Consider the following 25567-nt stretch of genomic DNA (forward strand, 5'->3'; position numbering starts at 1 on the left):
GCAAAGCCTCCCACATTCCGCAGGATGAGTGACACCGCCCCCGCCTTGCCTGAAGCGCTTGAGAACTGGTTCGCCGTCCGCGGCTGGACCATCCACCCGCATCAGCACGCCATGCTGGCCCGGGCCGGGGCGCCCTGCACCCTGCTGATCGCCCCCACCGGCGGCGGCAAGACCATGGCGGGTTTCCTGCCAACACTGGCGGAGCTGGCCGATGGGACACACGACGGGCTGCACACGCTTTATATCTCGCCGCTCAAGGCACTGGCCGCAGATATCAAGCGCAACCTACGCACGCCGGTTGAGGAGATCGGCCTGCCGGTCCGCATAGATGACCGCACCGGCGACACGCCTGCCTCCCGCAAGAAGCGGCAGCGCGCCGACCCGCCGCATATCCTGCTGACCACGCCCGAGAGCCTGGCGCTGCTCACCTCCTACGCGGACGCCGCGCGGACCTTCAAGGGGCTGAAGCGAGTGGTAGTGGATGAGATCCACGCGCTGGCCGAAAGCAAGCGCGGCGACCAGCTGATGCTGGCGCTGGCGCGGCTGCAGACGCTGTGCCCGGACCTGCGCCGGGTCGGCCTGTCCGCCACGGTGGACGACCCGCTGGCCATCGCCAGCTACCTGGCCCGCCATCCGGACCCCTGCGACATCGTGCTGGCCGATCCCGGTCCTGCGCCGGACATCCGGATGCTGGAAACCGAAGAGGCCCCGCCCTGGGCCGGCGGCGGCGCGGCCTATGCGATCCCCGCCGTGATGGAACAGATCAAGGCGCACAAGACCACCCTGATATTCCACAACACCCGCGCCCAGGCGGAAATCTTCTTTCACAACCTCTGGCTTGCCAACGAGGACGCGCTGCCAATCGGCATTCACCACGGCTCGCTTGACCGGGTTCAGCGTGAGCGGGTGGAGGCAGCGATGGTGCGGGGAGAGCTGCGCGCGATCGTCTGCACCGGCTCGCTGGACCTCGGCATCGACTGGGGCGACGTGGATCTGGTGATCCAGATCGGCGCGCCCAAGAACGTCAAACGCCTGGTGCAGCGCATCGGCCGCGCCAACCACCGCTATAACGCGCCGTCCAAGGCACTCTTGGTGCCTGCCAACCGGTTCGAGGTGGTTGAGTGCCGCGCCGCGCTGGAGGCCGTGCGCGAAAACGATCTGGACGGCGCGCCGCGCGGGCCCGGCCCCCGTGACGTGCTGTGCCAGCACATCCTGATTGCTGCCTGCGCAGGCCCGTTTGACGCAGATGACCTTTATGCCGAAATGACCCGGGCCGGGGCCTATACCGCCCTGCCCCGCGCGGAGTTCGACGCCTGTCTCGAGTTCTGCGCCACGGGCGGCTACGCGCTGAAAGCATACGATCAATGGCAGCGCCTGCTGCAACGCCCGGACGGCAAATGGCAGCTGCGCGACCCGCGTGCCGCCGCCCGCATCCGCATGAACCTCGGCACCATTCAGGACGCTGACCTGATCAAGGTCCGCCTGAAACGCAGTCGCGGCGGCAAACCTTTGGGCGAGGTCGAGGAGGCCTTTGCCGCCACCCTGACCCCCGGCGACACCTTCCTGATCGGCGGCCAAACCGTTCGTTACGAGGGATTGCGCGAAATGACCGTGGAGGTCACCCGCAACCCCGGCCGAAAGCCCAAGATCGCGGTGTTCTCCGGCACCAAATTCGCCACCTCCACCCAGCTCAGCGCGCGTATCCTGAAGATGTTCAAACAGGACAGCTGGCCCGCCCTGCCTGGCCACACCGCCGAGTGGCTGGAGCTGCAACGGGAGGTCTCCGAACTGCCCCGCGCAGGCCAATTGCTGATCGAAAGCTTCCCGCATGACGGCCGCGAGCACATCTGCATCTACGGCTTCGCCGGCCGCAACGCCCAGCAAACCCTGGGCCTTCTACTGACCAAGCGGATGGAGGAACTGGGGCTTGATCCCCTGGGCTTTGTCGCCACAGACTACGCCACCCTGATTTGGGGCCTGCAGGAAGTCACTGACCCGGCCCCGCTGTTCGACCCGGACGCCTTGCGCGACGGGCTGGAGGGCTGGCTGGCCGGCAATGCTGTGATGAAACGCGCCTTCCGCGGTGCGGCCACCATTGCGGGCCTGATCGAACGCAACACCCCGGGGGCACGCAAGAACGGGCGGCAGGCGACGTTCTCCTCCGATATCCTCTATGACACGCTCAGGAAATACGATCCGGATCACCTGCTGATGGACATCACCCGCGAGGAAGCCCTGCGCGGTCTGGTGGATTTCGGCCGCATTGAGGAGATGCTGGAGCGGACCCGCGGCCGCATCACGCTGCGGCGGCTGGAACGGATTTCCCCCCTCGCGGCGCCCCTGCTGCTGGAGGTTGGCAAGGTGCCGGTCAAGGGCGCGGCGGAGGAGAAACTGTTGCAGCAGGAAGCCGCGGCGCTGATGCGGCAGTCCGGGCTGGACCGGCTGCAATAACCCTTGCCTGTGCCATCGGGACAGATAGACCCAAGCCATGACCGGATTTGACTTCACCCTCGCAGGCGCCTGCCTCACTGCCCTCGGCTCTGGCGGGCTCTGGTGGGCAGAGCAGCGCCTGCTTTGCGTTTCCGACCTGCATCTGGGGAAATCAGAACGCCACATCCGGCGCGGCGGAACCGCCTTGCCGCCCTATGAGACCCTGGACACGCTCGCGCGCCTTGCTGAACTGGTGACTGCACTGCAGCCGGAAACGGTGGTCTGCCTCGGTGACAGTTTCGACGATGACACCGCCTCGAAGGCCTTGCCGGAAGCAGAGAAATCCCAGCTGTCCTCCCTGATGCAGAACCGCCGCTGGATCTGGATCACCGGAAATCACGACCCGGCGCCTGTGGATCTGGGCGGCGAACAGATGGCAGAGCTGCATCTTGCTCCGCTCACCTTCCGCCATATCGCCAATCCCCTGGCAGTGGCAGAGGTCTCCGGCCACTATCACCCCAAGGCGCGGTTGCGCAGCACTTCCCGCCCCTGTTTTCTCCTGGACCAGTCGCGGCTGATCCTGCCGGCCTTCGGCACCTATACCGGCGGCCTGCGCAGCACCGACCCCGCGCTCACCGCGCTGATGGAAAGGGACGCGCTGGCGATCCTGACTGGACCTAAGGCGCTGCCGGTGCCCATGCCCCGCTAAGTGGCGCAGCGTCACAGGCTCAATGCGGCTGTGCCGTCTCTATGCTGGGCACCAGCAACAGAAGGACAGCATAGATGGACGACCGCATCCGCCGCAGTTTCGCCAAGCAAAGCATGATGCAGACACTGGGCGCGGAGGTCGCCAGCGTCGCGCCGGGCGAAGTGGTGATCACCGCCCCGATCCTGCCCGGCAGCCGCCAGCAGCACGATGTGGCCCATGCGGCCCTCAGCTTTGCCATCGGCGACACGGCGGCCGGCTATGCGGCGCTGTCCATGATGCCTGAGAGCAGCGAAGTGATGACGGCGGAGATGAAGATCAACCTGCTAGCCCCGGGCGCAGGGGACTATCTGCGAGCCACAGGCAAAGTCATTAAACCGGGTCGGCGTCTGGTGATCGTCACAGCAGAGGTCCACGCGGTTACAGGCGAAGAGGAAAAGCTGGTTGCCCTCCTGCAGGGGACCATGGTGCCCGTGTCCGCTTGACACATTCCCTTTCAAATTCGCAAACGCAAAGCCCCGCCGGAGGGTTTCCGGCGGGGCAGATTTGTTCGGACCTCAACGGTCTGCGCTTCAGGCGGTGAGGCCTTCAGGCTCGGGGAGGTTGTTGGCGCGGCAGCAGGCGGTGACGGTGTTCGCGAGCAGGCAAGCGATGGTCATCGGACCGACGCCGCCCGGCACCGGGGTGATGGCGCCGGCGCGCTCAGCCGCGGAGGCGAAGTCGACGTCGCCGACCAGCACGTTCTTGCCGTCGCGCTCGATGCGGTTGATGCCCACGTCGATGACGGTGGCGCCTTCCTTGATCCAGTCGCCCGGCACCATTTCCGGGCGGCCCACCGCAGCAACCACGATGTCGGCGCGGCGCACCACATCCGGAAGGTCCTTGGTGCGCGAATGCGCGATGGTCACGGTGCAGCTGTCGCCCAGCAGAAGCTGCGCCATCGGCTTGCCGACGATGTTGGAGCGGCCGATCACAACCGCATCCATGCCCGAGAGGCTGCCGTGGTGGTCGCGCAGCATCATCAGGCAGCCCAGCGGCGTGCAGGGCACCATCGATTTCTGGCCGGTGCCCAGAAGGCCCACGTTGGAGATGTGGAAGCCGTCCACGTCCTTCTCCGGCGCGATCGAGTTGATCACCAGATCCTCGTCCAGGTGTTTCGGCAGCGGCAGCTGCACCAGGATGCCATGCACCGATGCGTCGTTGTTCAGCTGATCGATCAGCGCCAGCAGGTCGGCTTCCGAGGTGTCCGCCTCCAGCTTGTGCTCATAGGAGTTCATGCCGACCTCGACGGTCTGCTTGCCCTTGGAGCGCACGTAAACCTGGGACGCCGGGTCCTCGCCGACCAGAACCACCGCCAGGCCCGGGGTGATGCCGTTTTCTTCTTTCAGCCGGGCGACGTGCTCCGCCACCTGGCCGCGCACCTTGGCCGCAAAGGCCTTGCCGTCAATCAGAGTTGCTGCCATTTGATCTCTTCCTTTTTGCCGCAGGCCGGAAGCCTGCCTATTCCTCACGAATAACCCGCGCCTCGCGGGCGATCGACCAGTCCACCAGCTGCCGCCACAGGCCTTCGATCAGATCGGGGTCCAGCCCCTCCCCTTGCGCGGCGGCGCGGGCATTCATGACCACTTCCTCAACCCGGCTAGGGATCCGCGCCGGCCAGCCATTGAGCTGCTTCAGTTCGGTGGCCCGGTCGATATAGCCGGCGCGGACGGCCAGCAGGGCGATCAGGTCCCGGTCGAGCCGGTCAATCTGGGCCCGCACCTCTGCCATCGACTGGCAGTCCTGCGGCGGTGTTTCTGTGCTCATGTCTTAAAACTCTTGCGGCCCGGGGTGCTCCCCCGGGCCGCAAAAAGCGCATTTTGCGTCTTAGAACAAGCCTTCGATCTGGCCGTCCTCGTTCAGGCGGATGGTTTCCGCCGCCGGTTTGCGCGGCAGGCCCGGCATGGTCATGATCTCGCCGCAGACCGCAACGATGAAGCCGGCGCCCGCAGACAGGCGGACCTCACGCACCGGAACCGAATGGCCGGTCGGCGCGCCGCGCAGGGACGGGTCGGTCGAGAAGGAGTACTGGGTCTTCGCCATGCAGACCGGCAGGTTGCCGTAACCCGCGTCTTCCCATTCCTTCAGCTGGTTGCGGATCTTGTTGTCCGCCAGCACCTCGTCGGCGCGGTAGATGCGCTTGGCGATGGTTTCGATCTTTTCGAACAGCGGCATGTCGTCCGGGTAGATCGGCGCAAAGTTGGCCTGGCCCGCATCGACGACCTCAACCACTTTCTCGGCCAGCGGCGCGGAGCCTTCTGAGCCCAGCTCCCAGTGGCGCGAAAGAACTGCCTCAACGCCGTGGTTGGCGCAATAGGCTTTGACCGCGTCCACTTCCGCATCGGTGTCGGTCACGAAGTGGTTGATCGCAACCACAACCGGCACGCCGAAGGATTTGACGTTCTCGATGTGGCGGCCGAGGTTGGCGCAGCCGGAGTTCACCGCCTCGACGTTCTCGGCACCAAGGTCTGCCTTGGCCACGCCGCCGTTCATCTTCATCGCGCGCACGGTGGCCACCAGCACCACTGCGGAGGGTGCGATGCCTGCCTTGCGGCATTTGATGTTCATGAACTTCTCGGCGCCGAGGTCAGCGCCGAAGCCGGCTTCGGTCACGACATAGTCGGCCACTTTCAGCGCGGTCTTGGTGGCGATCACCGAGTTACAGCCGTGTGCGATGTTGGCGAACGGGCCGCCGTGCACGAAGGCCGGGTTGTTTTCCAGGGTCTGCACCAGGTTCGGCTGCATCGCGTCTTTCAGCAGAACGGTCATTGCGCCCTCTGCCTTGATGTCGCGGCAGTAGACCGGGGTCTTGTCGCGGCGGTAGGCCACGATGATGTCGCCCAGGCGCTTTTCCAGGTCCTTGAGGTCGTTCGCCAGGCACAGGATCGCCATCACTTCGGAGGCCACGGTGATGTCAAAGCCGGCTTCGCGCGGGAAGCCGTTGGACACACCGCCCAGGGACGCGGTGATGGTGCGCAGGGCACGGTCGTTCATGTCGACCACACGGCGCCAGGCGACGCGGCGGGTGTCGATGTCGCACTCATTGCCCCAGTAGATGTGGTTGTCGATCATTGCCGACAGCAGCGAATGGGCCGAGGTGATCGCATGGAAGTCGCCGGTGAAGTGGAGGTTCATCTCCTCCATCGGCACCACTTGCGCGTAACCGCCGCCTGCAGCGCCGCCCTTCATGCCGAAGTTCGGCCCCAGGCTCGCTTCGCGGATACAGATCATCGCGTTCTTGCCGATCCGGTTCAGACCGTCGCCCAGGCCCACGGTGGTGGTGGTCTTGCCTTCGCCAGCGGGCGTCGGGTTGATCGCGGTCACCAGGATCAGCTTGCCGTCTTCCTTGTCCTGAACGGAGTTGATGAAGCTCTGCGACACCTTCGCCTTGTCATGGCCGTAGGGCAGCAGATCGTCGTTCGAAATCCCGATCTTAGCGCCAATCTCCTGGATCGGCTTCTTCTGCGCTTCACGCGCAATCTCAATGTCACTCTTGTAGCTCATGGCAAGGTTCCTGCTGAGTTTGCATACAATCGCCGGCACAGAATGCCGGATTGGCGCTAGGTGTAGCCAATCTGCGGCAAAACACGCGCGTGATTTCCGACATTATCCTGCCGTGAAGCGGCGTGGGGTCTTTCGCAAGCTCTGCGGTGGTTCCTTAAAGGAAACGGAATTCCCCGAAATGTGCCCCTAGGGCGCCCAGGCGCGCTGATCCGGAACAAAGAGCGCAAGTTCGCTGCCCAGCGACAGGCTGCCAGGGCATTCGATCCAGGCGGTGATTCCCCGGCAATTCTGCGCGGCGGGTTTGAAACGGGCGCCAAAGCCTGCGTGATCCTTCTCGATCTCCCGGCCCGGCAGCACGCAGGGGCGGTTTTCCATGTCTACAGTCAGCGTCATCCCATCCGGCCCCTGCAGTCGCGAGGACGGCGGCACAAAGGTGAAGTCCGGGATGCCGCGCAGCACGATGGTGGCGCCCAGATGCGCAGGATCGACGCTGTCCATACCCATATCCGCCGCGATCAGCACCAGTTCCTCTTCCGACAGGACGGTCACTTGGCGCACGTTGCGGATTTCGGTGCCTTCCGGGTACAGATTCCGGACCCGCACACAGGCGGCACGGTTTTCGCCCTCATGGCGCCCGCCGGCGATGCCAGCAAACCCCAGATCCAGTTGATCTGACGGCACCGCCTGCAAGCCGCTGTCCGCAGGCACATGCCCCAGCCAGGTGATCTCTCCCGTGAATTCCGTCTTCCGCAGCACCGGCATGCCCGCTCTCCCCCGCTTATCTCTTTGATGTTCCGGCGAGCATACAGGCGGCGCGGGCCGGCGCCAGTAGTGGCGCGATGCATTTTTGTGTTCCCGCAGTTCAGTGCCGGGAATGAAAAAACCCCGGAAACCAGCGGCATCCGGGGGTCAGAGCTTTGGGGGGGTCAGGCGGAGGGCTCAGGCTCCATCCCGCCTTCTGGCGGGGTCTTCTTGGGCTTCGCCTTGGGGATAGCGGTGACCGAGGCATTGCCCTGATCCTCGCTGTCATCCTCGTCGTCGCCGGCCTGTGGCGGCTCGCCGTTCATCACCCGCTTGATCTCGTCGCCGGTCAGGGTTTCGTATTCCAGAAGGCCCTGCGCCAGACGCTCCCATTCCTCATTCTTGTCCTTGAGGATCTCCAGCGCCTGTTCATAGCCTTGCTGGATGAAGCGTTTGACCTCTTCCTCGATCAGCTCCTTGGTATTGGCGGACACGGAGAAACCCGCAGTGTTGCCGGAGTAGCCTTCGTGGGCTTCGGCATAGTCGATGTTGCCGACCTTGTCCGACATGCCCCAGCGCAGCACCATGGCGCGGGCCAGCTGGCTGGCCTGCTGGATGTCGCCGGCCGGGCCGTTGGAGACGTGGTCCTCACCATATTTGATGACTTCCGCCGCCTTGCCTGCCATGGTCATCGCCAGTTTCTGCTGGCATTCATCCCGGTGGTAGTTCAGGCGGTCCATCTCAGGCAGGCTGACCACCATGCCCAAAGCACCGCCGCGCGGGATGATCGTTGCCTTATAGACAGGATCGCACAGCGGCAGTTCCAGGCCGACAACGGCGTGTCCGGCCTCGTGGTAGGCGGTTTTTTCCTTCTGATCCTGGGTCAGCACCATCGAGCGGCGCTCGGCCCCCATCATCACCTTGTCCTTGGCCGATTCGAAATCTTCCATGGTGACAAAGCGGCGGCCGACGCGGGCGGCCATAAGCGCGGCCTCGTTCACAAGGTTGGCCAGGTCGGCACCGGAGAAACCCGGCGTACCGCGGGCGATGATGCGCAGGTCCACGTCGGGACCTAGCGGGGTCTTGCGCGCATGGACGCCAAGGATCTTTTCGCGGCCTTTGATGTCGGGGTTGCCAACAGTCACGTTGCGGTCAAATCGGCCGGGGCGCAACAGCGCCGGGTCCAGCACGTCCTTGCGGTTGGTGGCGGCCAGGATGATGACGCCTTCGTTGGCCTCAAAACCATCCATTTCCACCAGCAGCTGGTTCAGGGTCTGCTCGCGCTCGTCATTGCCGCCGCCGTAACCAGCGCCGCGGTGACGGCCCACCGCGTCGATCTCGTCGATAAAGACGATACAGGGCGCGTTTTTCTTAGCTTGCTCGAACATATCGCGGACGCGGGAGGCGCCGACGCCGACGAACATCTCGACAAAGTCGGAGCCGGAGATGGTGAAGAACGGCACCCCGGCCTCGCCTGCAATGGCGCGGGCCAGAAGCGTCTTACCAGTGCCCGGAGGGCCGACCAGCAGCGCGCCCTTGGGGATCTTGCCGCCGAGGCGCGAGAACTTCTGCGGGTTGCGCAGGAACTCGACGATCTCTTCCAGCTCTTCCTTGGCCTCGTCGATGCCTGCCACGTCGTCAAAGGTGACGCGGCCATGCTTCTCGGTCAGCATCTTGGCCTTGGATTTACCGAATCCCATGGCGCCGCCTTTGCCGCCGCCCTGCATCCGGTTCATGAAGTAGATCCAGACGCCGATCAGCAGCAGGAACGGCAGGAGCGTGATCAGGAAGGACTGGAAGCCCGACTGCTGCTGCTTTTCAGCGCGCACCGGGATGTTCTTCTCAATCAGCAGCGAGGTGACTTCTGCATCGCCCGGCTTGATGGTGACATAGTTTTGGCCGTCCGAGGTGGTGTAGCGCACCTGTTCCCCGTCCAGAGTGACACTATTCACGTTGCCGGACTCGACCGAAGCCACGAAGTCCGAGAAAGTGCGTTCACGGCTCTGCATCGTGCTGCCGGAACCGCTGAACAGATTGAACAGCGCCAGGATCAGCAGAAACAGAACAACCCAAAAGGCGATATTGCGAGCGTTGCCCAAGGAAAGTTCTCCCTATCAGATAGGCACGCCGCCGGGGCGCGCCTGCGTTGTGCTTAAAATAAGGATCATTCGGGCAGGTTCAATGCGATAAAAGGGATGCAAAGAACTCTTCTTCGGTTCCGGTGGTTTCAGCCGACCACCCGTTGCCCAGACCAGCCGCCGGCGCCGCGATCAGTTCATCGCCGCGCCAAAGGGCCGGCGTGGCCTCCAGCACTGCGCCGGGAACACCTGCGGCGCGCCACTCCGGGCAGTTCTGCAGGCCTGTGCGCGCCAAGGCCCGGATCTCGCATCCCTTTGCGTCACCGCCATAAACCTTCCAGCGCCCGTCCCAGGTCCGGCCCGGCGCAGCCGTCAGCGTGCTCACCCTGTTGTACTCGCGGCAAACCCAAATCTGCTTGGTTGTGGTCAGCAGGCGGCAGCCGGACAGCGTCACGGAACCACCGCTGCGGGCCGCCAGCACCGCCTTCTCCATCGGCACCCGGCGCGGCGGATAGGGAGCGGCGGAAATCCACTGAACCGCGCGCACCAAAAGCCGGTGGCTGATTTCACTGGGCAGCGTGCGGAACTTGCGCTGGCACAGCACCACGGCGCCGGCCTGAAGATGCGCAAGGTCGCGGGCAGCCAGGAAAACATACCAGTCCAGCGCCTCGCGGGCCTTGGTCATGTTGCGGGCGACCTTGGCAAGCACCTCCGGCGTCAGCCCCAGCGGCGCCAGTTCTTCCAAGGCGCGCCGCACCCGGATCCGCTCGAATTTGGTATCTTCGTTGCTAGGGTCCTCTGACCATTCGATACCGCGTCCCTGCAGGTAACCGCGCAGCTCGTCCCGGGTGACATCCAGAAGCGGCCTGAGCAGAGTGACACCATTATGCGTGCGCCGCTCCGCCATGCCGGACAGGCCGGTCACGCCAGACGCCCGTGCCATCCGCATCAAAACCGTTTCCGCCTGATCATCGGCAGTATGGCCTAGCGCCAGCACCGGGATCCCCTGCTGCTGCGCCCAGCCGGTCAACAGGCGGTACCGGGCTTCGCGGGCCTGATTCTGCAGGTTGCCAGCCTGCGGCCCGCCTTCCCAATGCAGAACCTCATGGCGGATGCCCAGCTTTCCAGCCGCCGCGCCCGCTGCCCGGGCTTCCGCCGCTGCCTCCGGGCGCAGCCCGTGGTTCACAGTCGCCGCATATAGCTGCGGCCCGCCTTGCGCAAAACAGTCGTGAAGCAGATGCAGCAGCGCCATCGAATCACCGCCGCCAGAGATTGCAATGCCCAGCCTGTCCGGCAGCGCGGACCGGAACTGGTTGCGCACCACCGCCAGGATATCGCGTTTCATGCCCGTCAAGAACATCCCAGCTTGGCCATCTCCGCCAGGGCCTCGCTCTCCTGGGCTCCGCCCGGGAACCGCACCCCGACTTCCGACAGGGTCACACAGGCCTGATCGGTCTGTCCAAGCCGCCCCAGAGCAGCCCCCAGTTCAAACAGCGCCTGTGGCGCCACCGGCCCTACGGAGTTGCCGGTGAAGGCCGCAAGATAAGCCCGGGCGGCTTCGCGGGTGTCCCCCAGCCCATCCAGCGCCTTGCCCCGGCTGAATTCAGCCGCCGGCGCCAGCGGGCTGCCCGGATAGGCTTGGTTGAAGGCCGCAAACTTCTCTGCCGCGTCCTGGTACAGGCCTTCGGCCAGCAGGTTTTCAGCGGCGTCGAAATCCGCCTGCTCGCCGACCGCCAGCTCACCGCCCGCGGTGCCGCTGTCACCCGGCTGCGCACCTGCAGTGCCGGCAGGCGGCAATTCGCCGCCGCCCAGCGTGGTGGTCTCGCCCAGGGCGCCGACATCACCGCCTTCCAGTTCCACCAGGCGGAACTCCAGATCGCCGATCCGGTTGGTGCCATCGCTGACGATCCGGTCAATTCTGTGGGTCATCTCTTCGGTCTGCAGGGTCAGCCGCTGCAATTCGCTCTCGATCGCAGCGACGCGGTCCAGCACCGTATTGCCGGAGACATCCGCCGACGGTGACCCGGTGGTCGACAGCTCCCGCTTGAGACGCTGGATTTCCACATGCAGCACGGTCAGCTCCTGGCGGATGTCCGCCAGGGTCTGCTGGTCCTGCGCCGCCAGCGGCAGCGGCAGCAGCATCACGGTTGCCAAAAGCGCAGTGCGAAGAGATTTCATGGCGTTACCCCGTCAGCCCGCCCGCCAGCACGGTGACCGCGCGGCGGTTCTTGGAATAGCAGGTCTCGTCCGAGCAGATTTCCAGCGGGCGCTCCTTGCCGTAGCTCACAACCTTGATCCGGCTGCCTGCAACGCCTTGGGAAATCAGGAATTCCCGTGCCGCATTGGCGCGTTTGGCGCCCAGGCCAAGGTTGTACTCACGGGTGCCCTGCTCGTCCGCGTGGCCCTCGATTGTGACCACATAGTCCGCGTTCTGGGTCAGCCAGCGCGCCTGGCCCTGCAGGGTGGATTGGGCGGCGGGCGACAGCGTGGACTGATCCACCGCAAACAGCACCCGGTCGCCGACGGTCTGCTGGAAATAGGCCGGGCTGGCCGGATCCAGCGCGCCTGCCCCGGCGCCGGCACCGCCTGCCCCGGCACCGCCGTTCAGATCGTCATTCCAAGGGTTGTTGCTGCAGGCCGCAAGGCCCAGAACGGCAACAGCCGCCATTGCCAATTTCAAACCGCTCATATCGTCTGCCTATCCCATTCTTGTTTCTTGACCCGAAACTAGCACAAGCCCGGGGGTGGTTCTATGCGGGTATCCCCGCCATAACGGTTCATTTACCTTTGCAACGGCGACCAGGCCGGGTCCGAAGCGCCGTCCGGCGTTTTGACCGGCTTCAGGTTGCGCCCGGTGATATCCACCGAATAAAGCAGCGCCCGCCCGGTGCTGCCCTGGCTTTCCCGGGTGAACATGATCACCCGGCCGTTGGGCGCCCAGGTCGGCCCCTCGTCCAGGAAAGAGGCGGTCAGCAGCCGCTCCTCGCTGCCGTCGGTGCGCATCACGCCGATGTGGAACCGGCCCTTGTTCTGCTTGGTAAAGGCAATCAGGTCGCCGCGCGGCGACCACACCGGGGTGCCATAGCGCCCCTGGCCGAAACTGATCCGCCGCGCCTCGCCGCCGCCGGCAGGCATCACATAAAGCTGCTGGCTGCCGGAACGGTCGCTTTCGAACACAACCTGCGAGCCGTCCGGCGAGAAAGAGGGCGCGGTTTCGATCGAGGGGGCGGAGGTCAGCCGGGACTTGGCTCCGGTGGAGATATCCATCGAATAGAGGTCGGTATTGCCGCCCTGGGTCTGCGAATAAACTACCGTGCGCCCATCCGGCGCAAAGCGCGGGGCAAAGCTCATGATGCCGTCGCCGCTGGACAGGATCTTGCGCTGCACCTGGCCCACATCCAGCACATGGATCTGCGGAAAGCCGCTTTCATAGCTGGTATAAAGCACCCGGTCGCCAGTGGGCGAAAACCGCGGCGCCAGCACGATGGCGGCGCTATTGGTCAGATACTGCACATTGGCGCCGTCGTAGTCCATGATCGCCAGCCGCTTGCGCCGGTCGTTCTTGGGGCCGCTTTCCGAGACATAGACCACCCGGCTGTCGAAATAGCCGCTCTCGCCGGTGATCTCGCTGTAGATCGCATCGGCCACCTTATGCGCCATCCGCCGCCAGCCATCGGTGGTGCCGGAAAACTGCAGCGCGCTTTCCAGCGGTTTTTCCGCAAACACGTCATAGCCGCGGAACCGCACCGTCAGCCGGTTGCCGGTCACACTGACCGCACCGGTGATCAGAGCCTGCGCGTTTACCGCCTTCCAGTCGGCAAATTTCACCGGGTTGTCAAAACCGGTCACCTTGGAAATATGCGCGCTGGCCGGCACTTCCCGGAACAAGCCGGTGCCGCTCAGGTCGGCTGCCACCACCCGCGCGATCTGCGCGGCATATTCCGCAGCCGCAGCGGTTTCCGGCACGAAATCCGGCACCGCATAGGGCAAGGGTTCGATCACGCCCTGATCAATCTCAATGCGGAGCGGGCCGTTCTGCGCCGCCGCCGCGCTGGCACCGGACAGTGCCGAGGCCCCGATCAGGAGAGCTGCCAGAAAATTCCTCATTTGATCCGCATCCTTTCCGGATTGAATGTCATTTCAATATCGCGCCATTGCGCATATTTTTCAGGGGGAAGCTGAAATCCCCTGGCCCCGCAGCGGATAATTGCCCGCCGGGCCGCCTCATAAGCCTGTTTTGCCGCCGAGGACGATCCTCCGGTGCTCGACAGCATTCGGATGGTGCCAGTCTCAGGCTTTCCGTCTTGTTTCAGCGACACCCCGACGACCACGGTCGTCTTCAGCGCATCGGTGGACAGCGCGCCCACGTTCCAGCAGCGCGAGACCTCAACCCGCAGGGCGTCTTTCTCGCCCAGTGTCAGCGGCGGGCCAGAGGGTTCCGGCGCCACTACATCCGCGCCGCCTGCCAGGGCCTCGGCCAAGGCATCCTCGACGGCAGACGGGGCATCATCCCGCACGGGTTCTTCGGGTTCTGCGGGCTGCGCCGCCTCTACGACCCGTTCCGGCTGTGGCTGCGGACGCGCGGGCCGGGTGCGCGGCCGTACCGACACCTCCGGCGCGGCAGAGGCCGCGACGTCCTCGCCCTCGTTCTCCTCCGTCACGATCCGGTCGCTGGCCGCTTCGCGTGCAGTTGCCTCCTGCACCTCCTGCTCGGTTTCTGCCCCTTCATCCGGTGCCACCTCTGGCTGGACGATTTCGTCAATTCTGGTGTCCGGCTCCGGCGGCGCCACCGGTTCCGGCGCGACCCGGTCTACCGGGCGCGGCGCGGTTTCCGGGCGCAGCTGCGGCACCAGCGCTGCGATCTCCGGCTCCTCGGCGGCGGCAGGCAGCGTATCCGGCACTACGGGTTCCGGCTGCGGTTCGGGCAATTCCGCCACCTGCGGATCCGGCTCAGCCGGGGGGACCGGTTCGGGCTGGGTGATCTCCGGCTCCGGATCCGGCTGCGGCGCTGGCTCCGGCGCGGGCTGCACCTCTGCAGGTTCATTCAGCGGCGCAGGCTCTGGCGACACCTGCGGCGCCTGGCGCTGCTGGCTGAGCTTCTCGAACTGCTCGGCTGAGATCAGCGCCACCTGCTGCACGTTGGACGGCAAAGGTTCGGACGGGAACCAGGCGCCGAAGACAACCCAGGTCATCAACAGCCCATGGCCTGCCAGCGAGATTTTGGTTCCGGTCTGCACCCCGTGCGTCCCCGCCTACTGCCCCGTGCCTTCGGCTTGCCGCCCGTCCAAGGCCGGGCCGCCTGTATCCGTCACCAGCCCCACGTTGGAAAACCCGCCCGCGTTCAGCGCGCCCATCACTTGCATAACTTCCGCATAGGCAATCCGCCCATCCGCCCGCAGGAATACCCGGTCCGAAGACCGCTCCGCCGCAATCGCCCGCAATTTGGCCACCAGTTCATCCCGCGCCACCGGGGTGGTTTGTATCTCCACCCCGCCCTCGGCCGTTATGGTGACGGTCAGCGGCTCTTCCTCGTCGCCCGGCAAGGCCCCGGCTGCGGTCTTGGGCAGCTCCACCGGCACACCCACGGTCATCAGCGGCGCTGCCACCATGAAGATAATGAGCAGCACCAGCATGACATCCACAAACGGCGTCACGTTGATTTCGGACATCGGCCGCCCGCTGCGGCGGCGGCGTCCCCGGCGGCGGTCGCCGCCGCCCTGCGGCTGCTGGACTGCGGCGCCCATGGCGTCAGGAGTCCAGCTGGCGGCTGAGGATGGTGGCGAACTCATCGGCAAAGGCCTCATAGCCGCCGATAATGCGGTCGCTGTCCGCGCTCAGCTTGTTGTAGAAAACCACCGCCGGGATCGCCGCCAGCAGGCCCAGCCCGGTCGCCATCAGCGCCTCGGCAATGCCCGGCGCCACCACGGCCAGGTTAGTATTCTGCTGCTCGGCAATCTCAATAAAGGCAGTCATAATGCCCCAGACGGTGCCAAAAAGACCGATAAAGGGCGCGGTGGAACCAACGGTCGCCAGCACCGACAGCCCGCTTTGCAGGCCTTCGGTTTCCTTGGCGATCGCCACATCCATCGACCTGTCAATGCGCGCCTGGGCGCCCGGGATCAACCCGCCGTCGCTGCGGTGGCTGCGGCGCCATTCGCTCATCCCAGCGGAGAAAATCCGCGCTGCCTGGCCCGGAGGCTCCGCCCCCAGCCGCTCAAACAGCTCATCCAAGGGGTTTCCGGACCAGAACGCCCGGTCGAAAGCGTCCGCCTCCTGCCGCGCCTTGCGGTAGTTGATCATCTTCTGAATGATGATGCCCCAAGACCAGACCGAGGCCACGATCAGCATCAGCATCACCAGTTTCACGGTTACGGTGGCCCGCGCGAAAAGGCCCCACATGGAGAAATCAATCTCCTGCGCCAGCGCCAGAGTTTCTGCTTCCATTCCGCCTGCTCTACGATGTCCCGGCCGTTTATCCGGCCTTATTTGACGCGAAGCTAGCGCAGTTCAATGGCAAAGGCCATTAAAACAGGCGGCCTTGCGCCAAATGTTACCGCAATGCGCGAATCTCTGCCGGAAGCCGGGCCGGTTTGCCGCCCGTAGTGATGCAAACGATGGTGACCAGGGCGCGGAACAACGGCTGACCGTCCCGCGCGACTTCCTGATTCAGGGTCATCCTGGCGGGGGTCAGGCTTTGCAGCGACGTCGTGACCACCAGCTCCTCGTCGAACTTTGCGGGCGCCAGGTAATCCGCCTCGATCCGGCGCACCACATAGATCAGCCCGGCCTCGCGCATGGCGTTTTGATCAATGCCGATCCCGCGCACCCAGTCGCTGCGCGCGCGTTCGATGAACCGCAGGTAATTGGCGTGGTAGACGATCCCGCCCATGTCGGTGTCCTCGTAGTAGACCCGGACGGGGAATTGGTGATCCATTGCCTGCTCCTTACGCTTGCCCGCACCCTAAAAGCCGCGCCAAACCGCTGCAAGCGGCTCACCCCTCCAGCGGATATTCCGCCAAAACGTCATAGCGCGCACCCTCTGGGGCCAGCGTGGACTGGAACAGCGCCAAACTGTCTGCTTCGCACTCCAGCTTGAAATCCGCTGCTGCGGCCAGACAGCGGGCTATTTTTTCGACTCCCCCGGCCTCCATGTGCCGGGGGAAACGCGCCAGGGTCACATGCGGGCGGAAGCGCTCCCGGGGCAGATCGATCCTGGCTTGGCGGCAAGCGCTGCGGACCCGGTCGCGCAGATGCGCCAGCTCCGGCGTTTTCCGCACCTCCGCCGCCAACACCCGCGGCAGCTTGCCGCCAAAAGTGTCCAGCCCGCTGAAGGCCAGCGTCAATGGCGGCGCGCTGATTTCTGCCAGCAGCTGATGCAAGGCCTGCAGCGCGGCCTCTGGCTGGTCATCAAGGAAAGCCAGCGTCAGGTGCATGTATTCTGCCGGGACATGCCGCCCCACGGTCAGCCCTTCCTGCACCCGTTCCAGCGCATCCAGGGCTGCGTCCGGCAGCGGCAGGCCGACGAAGGCGCGCATCAGCCCTGCGGCGGTTCCGCCGGCGCCTGCAGCCGCGCAAACAAGCGCAGGGCGTGGGATTTATCCTCTGCCGCAACCGGCATCATCCGGTCATAGGCCGCGGCGATCACCCCGGCGATCTCCGGCCGCAGGATGGTGGCACCGGTTTCCGGGATCACTGCCAGCGGCGAGGCCTCTGCAAAGGCACCATCGCCCCACATCAGCGCCACCTGCACCGCCTGGGTCAGCGCCAGGGTCTCGGCCGGCATCTGCGACAAGGCGCCCTTCATCCGCAGGAACACAAACGCCGCCTTGATCCCGCCCTGATCGTCAAAGCGGAAGGTGCGGTACTGGCTGGCATCCGCCTCTTTCAGCCGTCCAACCAGCTCCTGCAACCCCGGAATCAACCGGTCCAGGTCTGGAACCGCCAGCAGCTCATCCCAGTCCAGGAAGAAGAAGAACATCAGGTTCGAGCCCAGCTCCGGATCCGTCTCGGCCATCTGATGGCCCGCCAAGGTCATCACCGCCTCCAAGGCGCCCTTGACGGTTTTCAGGGTCTCGTCCTGAACCCCGAACACGATCGGCGCCACCGGCCGCCCCCAGCGGGCAAAGGCGTAAGAGCCGTCATGGCGGGTGAACAGGGCTTCAATCTGTTCCGGCGTCAGGTCTGGCAACTGGGCGGTCATTTGCGTCTCCTTGGTACTGCCCCGTCTATGCCGCCTGGCGCGCGCCGCGGCAAGGGGGAGCTCCCGCGCCTGCCCGCCCCCCTGGCTGCGCCAGGCGGCCGCAAGCAGCCTTGGGCCCGGCGCCACTGGCGCGGCGCGGTTCCGGACAGCCCGCTAGATCCTTCCAGCAGACAGGCCATGCGCTGCGCCTTCCTCTTGCCGCAAATATCCCCGCCGGAGGCACGCCGCGCGCCAGCGCGGCGCCCGGCCCAACTGGCGCAAGGCATCTGCGATGCCGCCGTGCCGGGCGGGACCCTGCTACTCCTGCAGGTACCTTCCCCATTTGCGCTGCAAGGCCGCAGCGGCATCTATTCCCTGCCAATCGGCAAACAGCAGAAGAAAACCGAGCAGATCACCAATTTCATCTTCCAGATCCTGCCGTGCAGCCTCCCCGCGGCCCTGCCCCGCCAGCTTCAGATAGGCCGAGGCAACCTCGCCCAGCTCTTCCGTCATCTTACCCAGGTACCAGGCCGGATCTCGCTCAATCCCGAACCGCCCGGCATAGATCGCGGCAACCTGGCGGGCCAGATCCGTCAGTTCCGAAACAGTGCCCCCTTGCGTCATGCTTTCCTCCTGCGGGCCGCGGGAAACCAGATTGAGCCGCCTCAAAAAAGGTCAGCACCTATGACCGTATGTTTCGCGCGCGAAACATTGGGGCAGAGTCACTGACACAACTTATAGTGGCACACCCCGGTGTCACCCGAACAAATCGTTCTGACTGCGTGGCGGCGCCATGCCCAGGTGCGTCCAGGCCTTCTGCGCCAGCATCCGGCCGCGCGGTGTGCGCTGGATCAGCCCCTGCTGCAGCAGATAGGGCTCGATCACCTCCTCCAGCGCATCCCGGCTTTCCGACAAGGCCGCCGAGATCGTCTCGATCCCCACCGGCCCGCCGCCGTAGTTTTCGGCAATCAGCGTCAGATACCGCCGGTCTGCGCCGTCCAGCCCCAGCTGATCCACCCCCAGCCGCGTCAAGGCGCCATCAGCCAGCTCCCGGGTGATCGTTCCATCGCCCTCCACCACCGCGAAGTCCACCACGCGGCGCAGGAGCCGCCCGGCAATCCTTGGCGTTCCCCTTGCGCGCCACGCGATCTCGCGGGCACCGGCGTCATCGGCCGGGGCGCCCAGCTTACGGGCGTTGCGGCTGACAATCTCAAACAGCTCGTCGATGGTGTAGAACTGCAGCCGGGTCGGGATGCCAAAGCGGTCGCGCAGGGGCGTGGTCAGCAGCCCCATGCGGGTGGTGGCGCCGACCAGAGTAAAGGGCTGCAGCTCAATCCGCACGGTGCGCGCGGCGGGGCCTTCGCCGATCACCAGATCCAGCTCGAAATCCTCCATCGCCGGGTAGAGCACCTCCTCCACTGCCGGGTTCAGACGGTGGATTTCGTCGATGAACAAGACGTCGCGGGCTTCCAGGTTGGTGAGGATTGCCGCCAGGTCGCCGGCCTTGGCCAGCACCGGTCCGGAGGTCATGCGGAAGTTCACTCCCAGTTCGCGCGCAACGATCTGGGCCAGGGTGGTCTTGCCGAGGCCCGGAGGGCCGTGGAACAGCGTGTGGTCCATCGCCTCGCCGCGGCGGCGGGCGCTTTCGATGAAGACGCGCAGGTTGGCGCGGGCCTCGGCCTGGCCGATGAACTCGCCAAGGCCCTGCGGACGCAGGGCGCGGTCGTTGTCCTCAGGTAAGGGGTCAGGGCGCAGGGCGGGATCGGCGTCAATCATAGTCATTTCCCCTGGCATAAAGGGCAGCGCCCGGCCGCGGGCGGAAGCAAAGCGCCCGCCCATGGGGGCGGTCGGGCGCTGCCCGGCCTATCGGCCGAGCGATACATTGAAATTTAACGCCCATACGCCTCACCCCTTCGGCGCCAGCAGGCGCAGCGCGGCGCGGATCAGTTCTGCCTCATCCGCATCCGGATAAGTGGCGGCGGCTTCTGCCACCGCCGCTGCTGCGTCCGAGGGACCATAGCCGAGATTGCCCAAGGCCGACAGCGCCCCGGCGGAGGCTGCCGCCGCGCCGCTGGGTTTCTTAGGCGGCGCCTTGCGGGCCGGCTTCGCAGCAGGCGCGGGATCGGCGTCCTCGATCACCTCCAGCCCCGGGCCGTCCATCGCGTCCACCACGGTGCCGCCCATCGCCATCACGCCGGGCGCCTTGTCCTTGAGGTCCAGCACGATGCGCTGCGCCGTCTTGGGACCAACACCCTTGGCCGCCTTGACCGAAGCCCAGTCGCCCAGCGCAATTGCCCGGCTCACGCCATCCGGCCCCAAGGCGCCTAGGATGGCCAGAGAGACCTTGGCCCCAACCCCCTGCACCGAGGTCAGCAAGCGGTGCCATTCTTTCTCCACCAGCGAGGTAAAGCCATAGAGCTGCATCAGATCCTCGCGCACCACCATGTCCGTATAGAGCGCCACCGGATCACCCGGCCCAGGCAGCGCCGCCATGGTGCGGTCGGAGCAATAGACAATATAGCCGACGCCACGCACGTCGATCAGCACATGATCCTGCGCCCGGTAGTCAAGACGGCCTGTCAGCTTGCCGATCATGCGCGCTTCTCCCTCAGCTGGCGCTGCTGCGTGCCGCCGTAATAAGCGTGGCAGATGGCAATCGCCAGCGCATCTGCCGCATCCGCGTTCTTGGGCAAACAGCCGGGCAGCTGCAGCTTGACCATATGCATGACCTGCTCCTTTTCGGCGTGGCCTACGCCCACCACGGTTTTCTTGACCCGGTTCGGAGCGTATTCGCCCACCGGCAGTCCGGCCTTGGCCAGCGTCAGCAGCGCAACGCCGCGCGCCTGGCCCAGCTTCAGCGTGCCGGCGCCGTCCTTGTTCACAAAGGTCTGTTCGATCGCCGCCTGATCCGGTGCATAGTCTTCTATGATCTCGGAGACCTGATTGTGCAGCGACAAAAGACGCTCGCCCAGATCGTCGCCGTCAGAGGTGCAGACGCCGTTGGCAACATGGCTCAGCCTGGTGCCGCGCAATTCGATCACGCCCCATCCAAGGTTCCGCAACCCCGGATCAATTCCCAAAATCCGCATGATCTGCCCGGTCCCTGCCTGCTTGTTCAAAATTATTTTCCCTACGGCTAGCACAAAACGCGAACATGTCCAATTGCTTTCCCTCGCGCGGCAATTGCGTCCCGGCGGAAATGACGCCTGAAACCGACCAGTTGCCTATGCTGCACCGACACTTTCGCCACAATTGGGCAACCAAGCGTTTAGCCCTTGTTTATAAGGCGCAAAGCTATGCGCACAGCGCATATGACACATGCAAATTCGGGCCTTGCTGCGGAAATCACCCGGCACTAGATGCGGCTCATCGCAATGACGCGAACGCTTGCTAACACCTAATCAGAGGACAAGGACATGGCCGCTTTTGACACCACCCGTACCACCTATGGTTCCACCGGCCTGTTTGGCCGCGTCGGCGCACTGGCCGCCGCTGCAACCGGCGCCATTGCCGCTTGGAACGACGCCCGTGCAACCCGCAACGCGCTGTCCGGCCTGTCCGACCGCGAGCTGGCCGATATCGGCATGTGCCGCGGTGACATCGAAGGCGTGGCCACCGGCAAAACCGTCCTCTGAGACACCTGATTCCGCCCTGCCTCCTCCCTCGGGGCGAATAGGGAAACGCCGCGGACCTGAAAAGGCCGCGGCGTTTTTTATTGCCGGCCTGCAAGTGCGGCAGCCGCCTTGCCGATTAAAAAGAGCCGCCGGCTCCCCCCGCCAGCGGCCCTTTCAGCCCCCACAGCTGGATCCCGGGCGGAACACTCCGCCAGGGCAGCCCATCAGCGCAGGATGGGTCCGATCTTTTGAGCGATGAATACCGATAGCGGGTCCGCCTGCATCACAAAGGCCCCGGCCCGTTCAAGCCCGGTGCCCACGGCAAGGGTCTGCACCCGCTCATCGTAGCTGCCAAAGCCAAGTGCTGCCATCAGAAAGCCCTTGAACATCAGAAATGCTGCAAGGAAAAAGATCACGGTGCGGCCCGAGATCCGCGACTGCACCCTGTGCGGCTTCACCACCAGCAGCCCGTCCGGCCGCAGCTTTACCGAATAGCCCCCAGACAAGGCTTCATGCTTGCGGTTGATCTGCTTCAAACGCGCCTGGAACTGGTTACGGTCTTCCCCCATAACTCGCCTCCGAACTGGCCCCCACCAGCGGATAGCCCATTGTTGGCTCAGAATGCGGCAGAAATGCGGCGAACCATTCAAATTCGCCGCAAACTTGTTTTAATCAACCCGCTTTACGGAGAAGTAACGTTGTCCATTCACCAATTTCGTCCCGGCGCTCCGGATTGATGCCGTTCTGTGCATAAACTTCGGCCACGCTATCGGCCTGCTCGTTCAGAATGCCAGAGAGAATTGCATAACCGCCAGGACGCAGATTCGCCGCCAGATCCGGCGCCAAAGCGACCAGCGGCCCCTTCAGAATATTGGCGAAGATGAGGTCATAGGGCGCCTGCGCCTGCAGGTCGGGATGATCGAAACCGGCCGCCTCCAGGCAGGCAACCTGCCCTTCCATGCCGTTGGCCTTCAAATTCGCCTCGGCGACTTCGACCGCAACCTCGTCAATGTCGCTGGCAAGAATCGCACCGTCCCAGACCCGCGCCGCGGCCATGGCCAGCACCGCGGTGCCGCAGCCGATATCGGCCACTTTTTCGCCACGAAACCCCTGGTCCAGCAGGTGGTCCAGCGCCTTGAGGCAGCCGAGCGTGGTGCCGTGGTGGCCGGTGCCGAACGCCATCGCCGCCTCGATCAGCAGCGGGATGCGGCCCTCCGGCAGCTTGTCAGCATCATGGGAGCCATAGACAAAGAACCGGCCCGCCTCGACCGGTGCCAGCTCACGGCGCACATGGGCGACCCAGTCGGTTTCCGGCACCTCGGAGACCACAAAGGGCTTGGCCTCATGCATCGCGGCCAGCAGCGCCAGGCCCGCCTCATCCGGCGCTTCGGTGAAATAGCCGCCCACTTCCCACAGACCGGAGCCGTCTTCCATCTCAAAGACGCCGACACCAGTGGGTTCCGGGTTCAGCCGTTCCATGGCTTCGCCCAGCGCTTCGGCCTGGGCTTTTCCGGGAAGAGTGGTGAGGGCGGTGAAGGTGGTCATGGCGTCTCTCCTGAAACTGTTGCCCAGCGCCTAGGCTGACACGCGCCCCGCGTCAAGCGCCCCGCCCAGCCGCAAGGCCGGGCAGCGCCCGCGCTCCCCCCCGTGCGCGGGCGCTCGCCCCGCGGCTTGCGCAACAGGGCTGCAGGGTCATTCGGCCGGCGCGGGCCGGGCATATTTGCTGAAGATGGTCTCGTTGCCCGGTTCAGGGTGGCGCGGGATCAGCAGCGACAGCGACAGCGAAATCAGCGCCATCGCTGCCGCCGGGGCAAAGACCAGGCCCGGCGAATACACCCACAGGAGGCCCAGAAGCACCGGCAGGAACACCGCCGCGATGTGGTTGATGGTAAAGGCCACCGCCGCCGTAGGGGCGATGTCGCCCGGATCAGCGATCTTCTGGAAATAGGTCTTGAGCGCAAGCGCCAGGGCAAACAGCACGTGGTCCACCACATAAAGCACCGCCGCAATCACCACGCCCCAGCCGAACCAGTAGATGCCGCCGTAAGCCGCAAAGACAATCGCCAAACCGGCGTATTCAAAGATCAGTGTGCGGCGTTCACCAAAGACCGCCACCGCTTTGCCCAGCATCGGCGCCACGGTCATGTTGATCACCAGGTTGATCAGGTAGAGCCCGGTCAGCTCATGCACGTCGAAACCGAATTTCTCGACCATCATGAAGCCGGCAAAGACCACAAAGATCTGCCGCCGCGCACCGGCCATGAACTGCAGTGCATAGTACAGCCAGTAGCGTTTGCGCAGGATCAGTTTCTTGGTCTGCGGGTGCGGTGCGTCAAACTGCGGGTAGGCAAAGAGCGCAATCAGCGCAATCAAGGCCGTTGCCCCGCCTGCCGCCAGGAAAACCGTGTTATAGGCCAGATCGAACCGGTCCCAGGTCAGCACGATGAGGCCATAGACCACCAGCGTCGCAGCAGAGCCTGCCGCCACCAGCCAGCCCAGCGTCTGCGGTGCTTTCTCCTTGCTGAGCCATTGCAGCTGCAGCGATTGGTTCACCGTCTCGTAGTAGTGAAAGCCGATCGAGCTGAGCAGCGTCACCATCAACAGCCCGCCCAAGCTTGGGAACCAGGCGGTTACAGCCGTGGCCACACCCAGCAGCATCAGCGAGATCAGACCCAGCACCTGTTCGCGGATGAACAGGATGACGGCAATCACCCCCACCGCCAGGAAGCCCGGGATCTCCCGAACCGTGTGCAGCAGGCCGATATCGGCGCCATCAAACTGCGCTGCCTCAATCACGAAGTTGTTGAGCAGCGCGCTCCAGGCGTTGAAGGCAATGGGCATCGCCAGCGCCATCAGGAACAAGAGCGTCACGGGGCGGCGCCAGAACGGGAGGCCTTGCGCCTCATGCAGGGGCATCGGTTTGAACATGCCCTGGATGTACGCCTGTCCGGAGCCTTTGGCGAGGGCAAAGACGGCCTGCACACCGACCCTCGCATCAGCGCGCAGAAACCGGCGCAGGGCGGTTTCTGATCTGCATCAAGACAGCCGCGTCTGAAATCACATATGCAATTTCGTGAATTTGGAGGTGTGTGATGGATCTGGTGCCCCTGGCTGACCGCATCGGCGAGGCACCGGCAGCGGCGCTGCTGGGCCTTGCCACCGGCATAGTGTTCGGAGCCGCCGCACAGCGGTCCCGCTTCTGCCTGCGGGCGGCAACGGTAGAATTCGCCAGCGGCCGGCTGGGGGACAAGGTGGCAGTTTGGCTGCTGACCTTCTCCACTGCCGTGGTCTGGGTACAGGCAGCGCAGCTCTTGGGGCTGATGGAAAGCGCCGATGCCCGGATGATGGCGGTGCCCGGCAGCTGGTCCGGCGCCGTCCTCGGCGGGCTGATGTTCGGCTGCGGCATGGTGCTGGCGCGCGGCTGTTCGGGGCGGCTTTTGGTGCTGGCGGCCACCGGAAATCTGCGCTCGGTGGTGTCCGGACTGATCTTCGCAGTGGTGGCACAGATGAGCCTCTCTGGCCTGTTGTCGCCGGCCCGGGACTGGCTGGCTCGATTGTGGATCACCGAAGGCGGCCGCAACCTGGACCTGCTGGCCGCCCTCGGTCTGCCGCAAACCGGCGGGCTGGTGCTGGGTATGGGTACAGCAGCGCTGGCGCTGGTGCTGGCGCGCCGGAACCGGATCGGCACGGCACGGCTGGTCTTTGCCTCCGGCGTTGGGTTTGCAGTCGCCTTAGGCTGGGTGCTGACCTATGCGCTGAGCCAGGTGGCCTTTGACCCGGTGCAAATCGAAAGCGCCACCTTCACCGGCCCCTCGGCGCATACGCTGATGTTCTTCCTGGACCGCGGCGCGGTACTGGAATTCGACATCGGCCTGGTGCCTGGCGTGTTCATCGGCGCGATGATGGCTGCCGCCCTGGCCGGAGAAATGAAGCTGCAGGCCTTTGACGATGCTGCCACCATGCGCAGGTCGATGACCGGCGCCGCGCTGATGGGATTTGGCGGCATGCTGGCGGGCGGCTGCGCCATTGGCGCTGGTGTCACCGGCGGGTCGATCTTTGTTGGAACGGCTTGGGCGGCGCTGTTCTTCATGTGGATCGGCGCCATGGCAACCAGCATTCTGACCCGTGCTCCAGTTGAAACCGCAAGCGCCTGACAGGCATTTTATGCGACGCTCTGCCTCGCGCTCCGGGATATTTGAAGCCAGAAGAAGAAAGGATCCCCTCTTCTTCTGGCCCCAAGTATCCCGGGGGAGGCCCGCAAGGGCCGGGGGCAGCG

General features: G+C 64.9%; 27 protein-coding genes. 5 read left to right on the forward strand and 22 right to left on the reverse strand.

From position 1 onward, the window contains the following. Nucleotides 1-24 precede the first annotated feature (24 nt). From ACXAEK_RS20675 to ACXAEK_RS20685, 3 genes are all read left to right on the forward strand, one after another. Nucleotides 25-2451: a ligase-associated DNA damage response DEXH box helicase gene (locus ACXAEK_RS20675; protein WP_475044809.1), complete on the forward strand. Its 2427-nt coding sequence runs from the start codon at nt 25-27 to the stop codon at nt 2449-2451. Nucleotides 2452-2488: 37 nt separating this feature from the next. Continuing rightward, entirely contained in the window at nt 2489-3139 is a 651-nt protein-coding gene (pdeM, locus tag ACXAEK_RS20680) for a ligase-associated DNA damage response endonuclease PdeM (protein WP_475044811.1), read from the forward strand. Between the two features lie 74 nt (nt 3140-3213). Beyond that, a complete protein-coding gene (locus ACXAEK_RS20685) occupies nt 3214-3621 on the forward strand; it encodes a PaaI family thioesterase (protein ID WP_475044812.1) in 408 nt (135 codons plus the stop codon). Between the two features lie 87 nt (nt 3622-3708). On the opposite strand, the gene folD is transcribed toward ACXAEK_RS20685, so the two are convergent. The 19 genes from folD to ruvC form a co-directional block, all read right to left on the reverse strand. After that, nucleotides 3709-4599, reverse strand: a complete 891-nt coding sequence (folD, locus tag ACXAEK_RS20690) for a bifunctional methylenetetrahydrofolate dehydrogenase/methenyltetrahydrofolate cyclohydrolase FolD (RefSeq protein WP_475039693.1) — start codon at nt 4597-4599, stop codon at nt 3709-3711. 37 nt (nt 4600-4636) lie between these two features. Next, on the reverse strand, nt 4637-4942 hold the full coding sequence (locus tag ACXAEK_RS20695) for a chorismate mutase (protein ID WP_475039695.1): 306 nt from the start codon (nt 4940-4942) through the stop codon (nt 4637-4639). Nucleotides 4943-5002: 60 nt separating this feature from the next. Next, the gene (locus tag ACXAEK_RS20700) at nt 5003-6679 is read right to left on the reverse strand and encodes a formate--tetrahydrofolate ligase (RefSeq protein WP_475039697.1); all 1677 of its coding nucleotides are present in this window, start codon (nt 6677-6679) and stop codon (nt 5003-5005) included. A 186-nt stretch (nt 6680-6865) separates the two neighbouring features. Continuing rightward, complete coding sequence (locus ACXAEK_RS20705) at nt 6866-7441, reverse strand: MOSC domain-containing protein (protein WP_475044814.1); 576 nt, start codon at nt 7439-7441, stop codon at nt 6866-6868. Nucleotides 7442-7605: 164 nt separating this feature from the next. Beyond that, a complete protein-coding gene (gene ftsH, locus ACXAEK_RS20710) occupies nt 7606-9519 on the reverse strand; it encodes an ATP-dependent zinc metalloprotease FtsH (RefSeq protein WP_475044816.1) in 1914 nt (637 codons plus the stop codon). Between the two features lie 79 nt (nt 9520-9598). Then, a complete protein-coding gene (tilS, locus tag ACXAEK_RS20715) occupies nt 9599-10852 on the reverse strand; it encodes a tRNA lysidine(34) synthetase TilS (protein ID WP_475045330.1) in 1254 nt (417 codons plus the stop codon). After that, nucleotides 10849-11676, reverse strand: a complete 828-nt coding sequence (gene ybgF / locus ACXAEK_RS20720; protein WP_475044818.1) for a tol-pal system protein YbgF — start codon at nt 11674-11676, stop codon at nt 10849-10851. Before ybgF ends, tilS begins: the two co-directional genes overlap by 4 nt. A 4-nt stretch (nt 11677-11680) precedes the next feature. Then, complete coding sequence (pal, locus tag ACXAEK_RS20725; RefSeq protein ID WP_475044819.1) at nt 11681-12187, reverse strand: peptidoglycan-associated lipoprotein Pal; 507 nt, start codon at nt 12185-12187, stop codon at nt 11681-11683. A 92-nt stretch (nt 12188-12279) separates the two neighbouring features. Then, on the reverse strand, nt 12280-13605 hold the full coding sequence (gene tolB, locus ACXAEK_RS20730; protein WP_475044821.1) for a Tol-Pal system beta propeller repeat protein TolB: 1326 nt from the start codon (nt 13603-13605) through the stop codon (nt 12280-12282). Then, nucleotides 13602-14735: an energy transducer TonB gene (locus tag ACXAEK_RS20735; protein WP_475044822.1), complete on the reverse strand. Its 1134-nt coding sequence runs from the start codon at nt 14733-14735 to the stop codon at nt 13602-13604. The genes tolB and ACXAEK_RS20735 overlap by 4 nt, the downstream gene beginning before the upstream one ends. A gap of 15 nt (nt 14736-14750) precedes the next feature. Continuing rightward, complete coding sequence (tolR, locus tag ACXAEK_RS20740; RefSeq protein WP_475045332.1) at nt 14751-15242, reverse strand: protein TolR; 492 nt, start codon at nt 15240-15242, stop codon at nt 14751-14753. Between the two features lie 4 nt (nt 15243-15246). Beyond that, nucleotides 15247-15942 (reverse strand): protein TolQ, encoded by a 696-nt coding sequence (gene tolQ, locus ACXAEK_RS20745; protein ID WP_475044823.1) that lies wholly within the window; start codon nt 15940-15942, stop codon nt 15247-15249. 106 nt (nt 15943-16048) lie between these two features. Beyond that, nucleotides 16049-16432 carry a tol-pal system-associated acyl-CoA thioesterase gene (gene ybgC, locus ACXAEK_RS20750; protein WP_475044825.1) on the reverse strand — a complete coding sequence of 128 codons (384 nt, stop codon included), beginning with the start codon at nt 16430-16432 and terminating at the stop codon, nt 16049-16051. Between the two features lie 58 nt (nt 16433-16490). After that, a complete protein-coding gene (gene thpR, locus ACXAEK_RS20755; RefSeq protein WP_475044827.1) occupies nt 16491-17033 on the reverse strand; it encodes an RNA 2',3'-cyclic phosphodiesterase in 543 nt (180 codons plus the stop codon). Then, nucleotides 17033-17698 (reverse strand): hypothetical protein, encoded by a 666-nt coding sequence (locus ACXAEK_RS20760; protein WP_475044829.1) that lies wholly within the window; start codon nt 17696-17698, stop codon nt 17033-17035. The genes thpR and ACXAEK_RS20760 overlap by 1 nt, the downstream gene beginning before the upstream one ends. Nucleotides 17699-17995: 297 nt before the next feature. Next, the gene (locus tag ACXAEK_RS20765) at nt 17996-18301 is read right to left on the reverse strand and encodes a MazG nucleotide pyrophosphohydrolase domain-containing protein (RefSeq protein ID WP_475044831.1); all 306 of its coding nucleotides are present in this window, start codon (nt 18299-18301) and stop codon (nt 17996-17998) included. Between the two features lie 132 nt (nt 18302-18433). Then, nucleotides 18434-19453: a Holliday junction branch migration DNA helicase RuvB gene (gene ruvB / locus ACXAEK_RS20770; RefSeq protein WP_475044833.1), complete on the reverse strand. Its 1020-nt coding sequence runs from the start codon at nt 19451-19453 to the stop codon at nt 18434-18436. A gap of 129 nt (nt 19454-19582) precedes the next feature. After that, the gene (gene ruvA / locus ACXAEK_RS20775) at nt 19583-20272 is read right to left on the reverse strand and encodes a Holliday junction branch migration protein RuvA (RefSeq protein ID WP_475044835.1); all 690 of its coding nucleotides are present in this window, start codon (nt 20270-20272) and stop codon (nt 19583-19585) included. Beyond that, nucleotides 20269-20766 carry a crossover junction endodeoxyribonuclease RuvC gene (gene ruvC, locus ACXAEK_RS20780; protein ID WP_475045334.1) on the reverse strand — a complete coding sequence of 166 codons (498 nt, stop codon included), beginning with the start codon at nt 20764-20766 and terminating at the stop codon, nt 20269-20271. Before ruvC ends, ruvA begins: the two co-directional genes overlap by 4 nt. Nucleotides 20767-21093: 327 nt before the next feature. On the opposite strand from ruvC, the gene ACXAEK_RS20785 reads away from it, so the two are divergent. Beyond that, complete coding sequence (locus tag ACXAEK_RS20785) at nt 21094-21312, forward strand: DUF1127 domain-containing protein (protein ID WP_475044836.1); 219 nt, start codon at nt 21094-21096, stop codon at nt 21310-21312. A 203-nt stretch (nt 21313-21515) separates the two neighbouring features. Here the strand turns inward: ACXAEK_RS20785 and ACXAEK_RS20790 are convergent, their stop codons facing one another. The 3 genes from ACXAEK_RS20790 to ACXAEK_RS20800 all read right to left on the reverse strand — a co-directional run bounded on the left by ACXAEK_RS20790 (nt 21516) and on the right by ACXAEK_RS20800 (nt 24219). After that, the gene (locus ACXAEK_RS20790) at nt 21516-21860 is read right to left on the reverse strand and encodes a hypothetical protein (RefSeq protein WP_475044837.1); all 345 of its coding nucleotides are present in this window, start codon (nt 21858-21860) and stop codon (nt 21516-21518) included. Nucleotides 21861-21963: 103 nt separating this feature from the next. Next, nucleotides 21964-22836 carry a 50S ribosomal protein L11 methyltransferase gene (locus ACXAEK_RS20795; protein ID WP_475044838.1) on the reverse strand — a complete coding sequence of 291 codons (873 nt, stop codon included), beginning with the start codon at nt 22834-22836 and terminating at the stop codon, nt 21964-21966. A gap of 147 nt (nt 22837-22983) precedes the next feature. Continuing rightward, nucleotides 22984-24219, reverse strand: coding sequence for an MFS transporter (locus tag ACXAEK_RS20800; RefSeq protein WP_475044839.1), 1236 nt, complete (start codon nt 24217-24219; stop codon nt 22984-22986). A 164-nt stretch (nt 24220-24383) separates the two neighbouring features. On the opposite strand from ACXAEK_RS20800, the gene ACXAEK_RS20805 reads away from it, so the two are divergent. Further along, on the forward strand, nt 24384-25445 hold the full coding sequence (locus tag ACXAEK_RS20805) for a YeeE/YedE family protein (protein ID WP_475044841.1): 1062 nt from the start codon (nt 24384-24386) through the stop codon (nt 25443-25445). Nucleotides 25446-25567: the final 122 nt, after the last annotated feature.

It is taken from the genome of Leisingera sp. ABM4_101, from assembly GCF_056158725.1.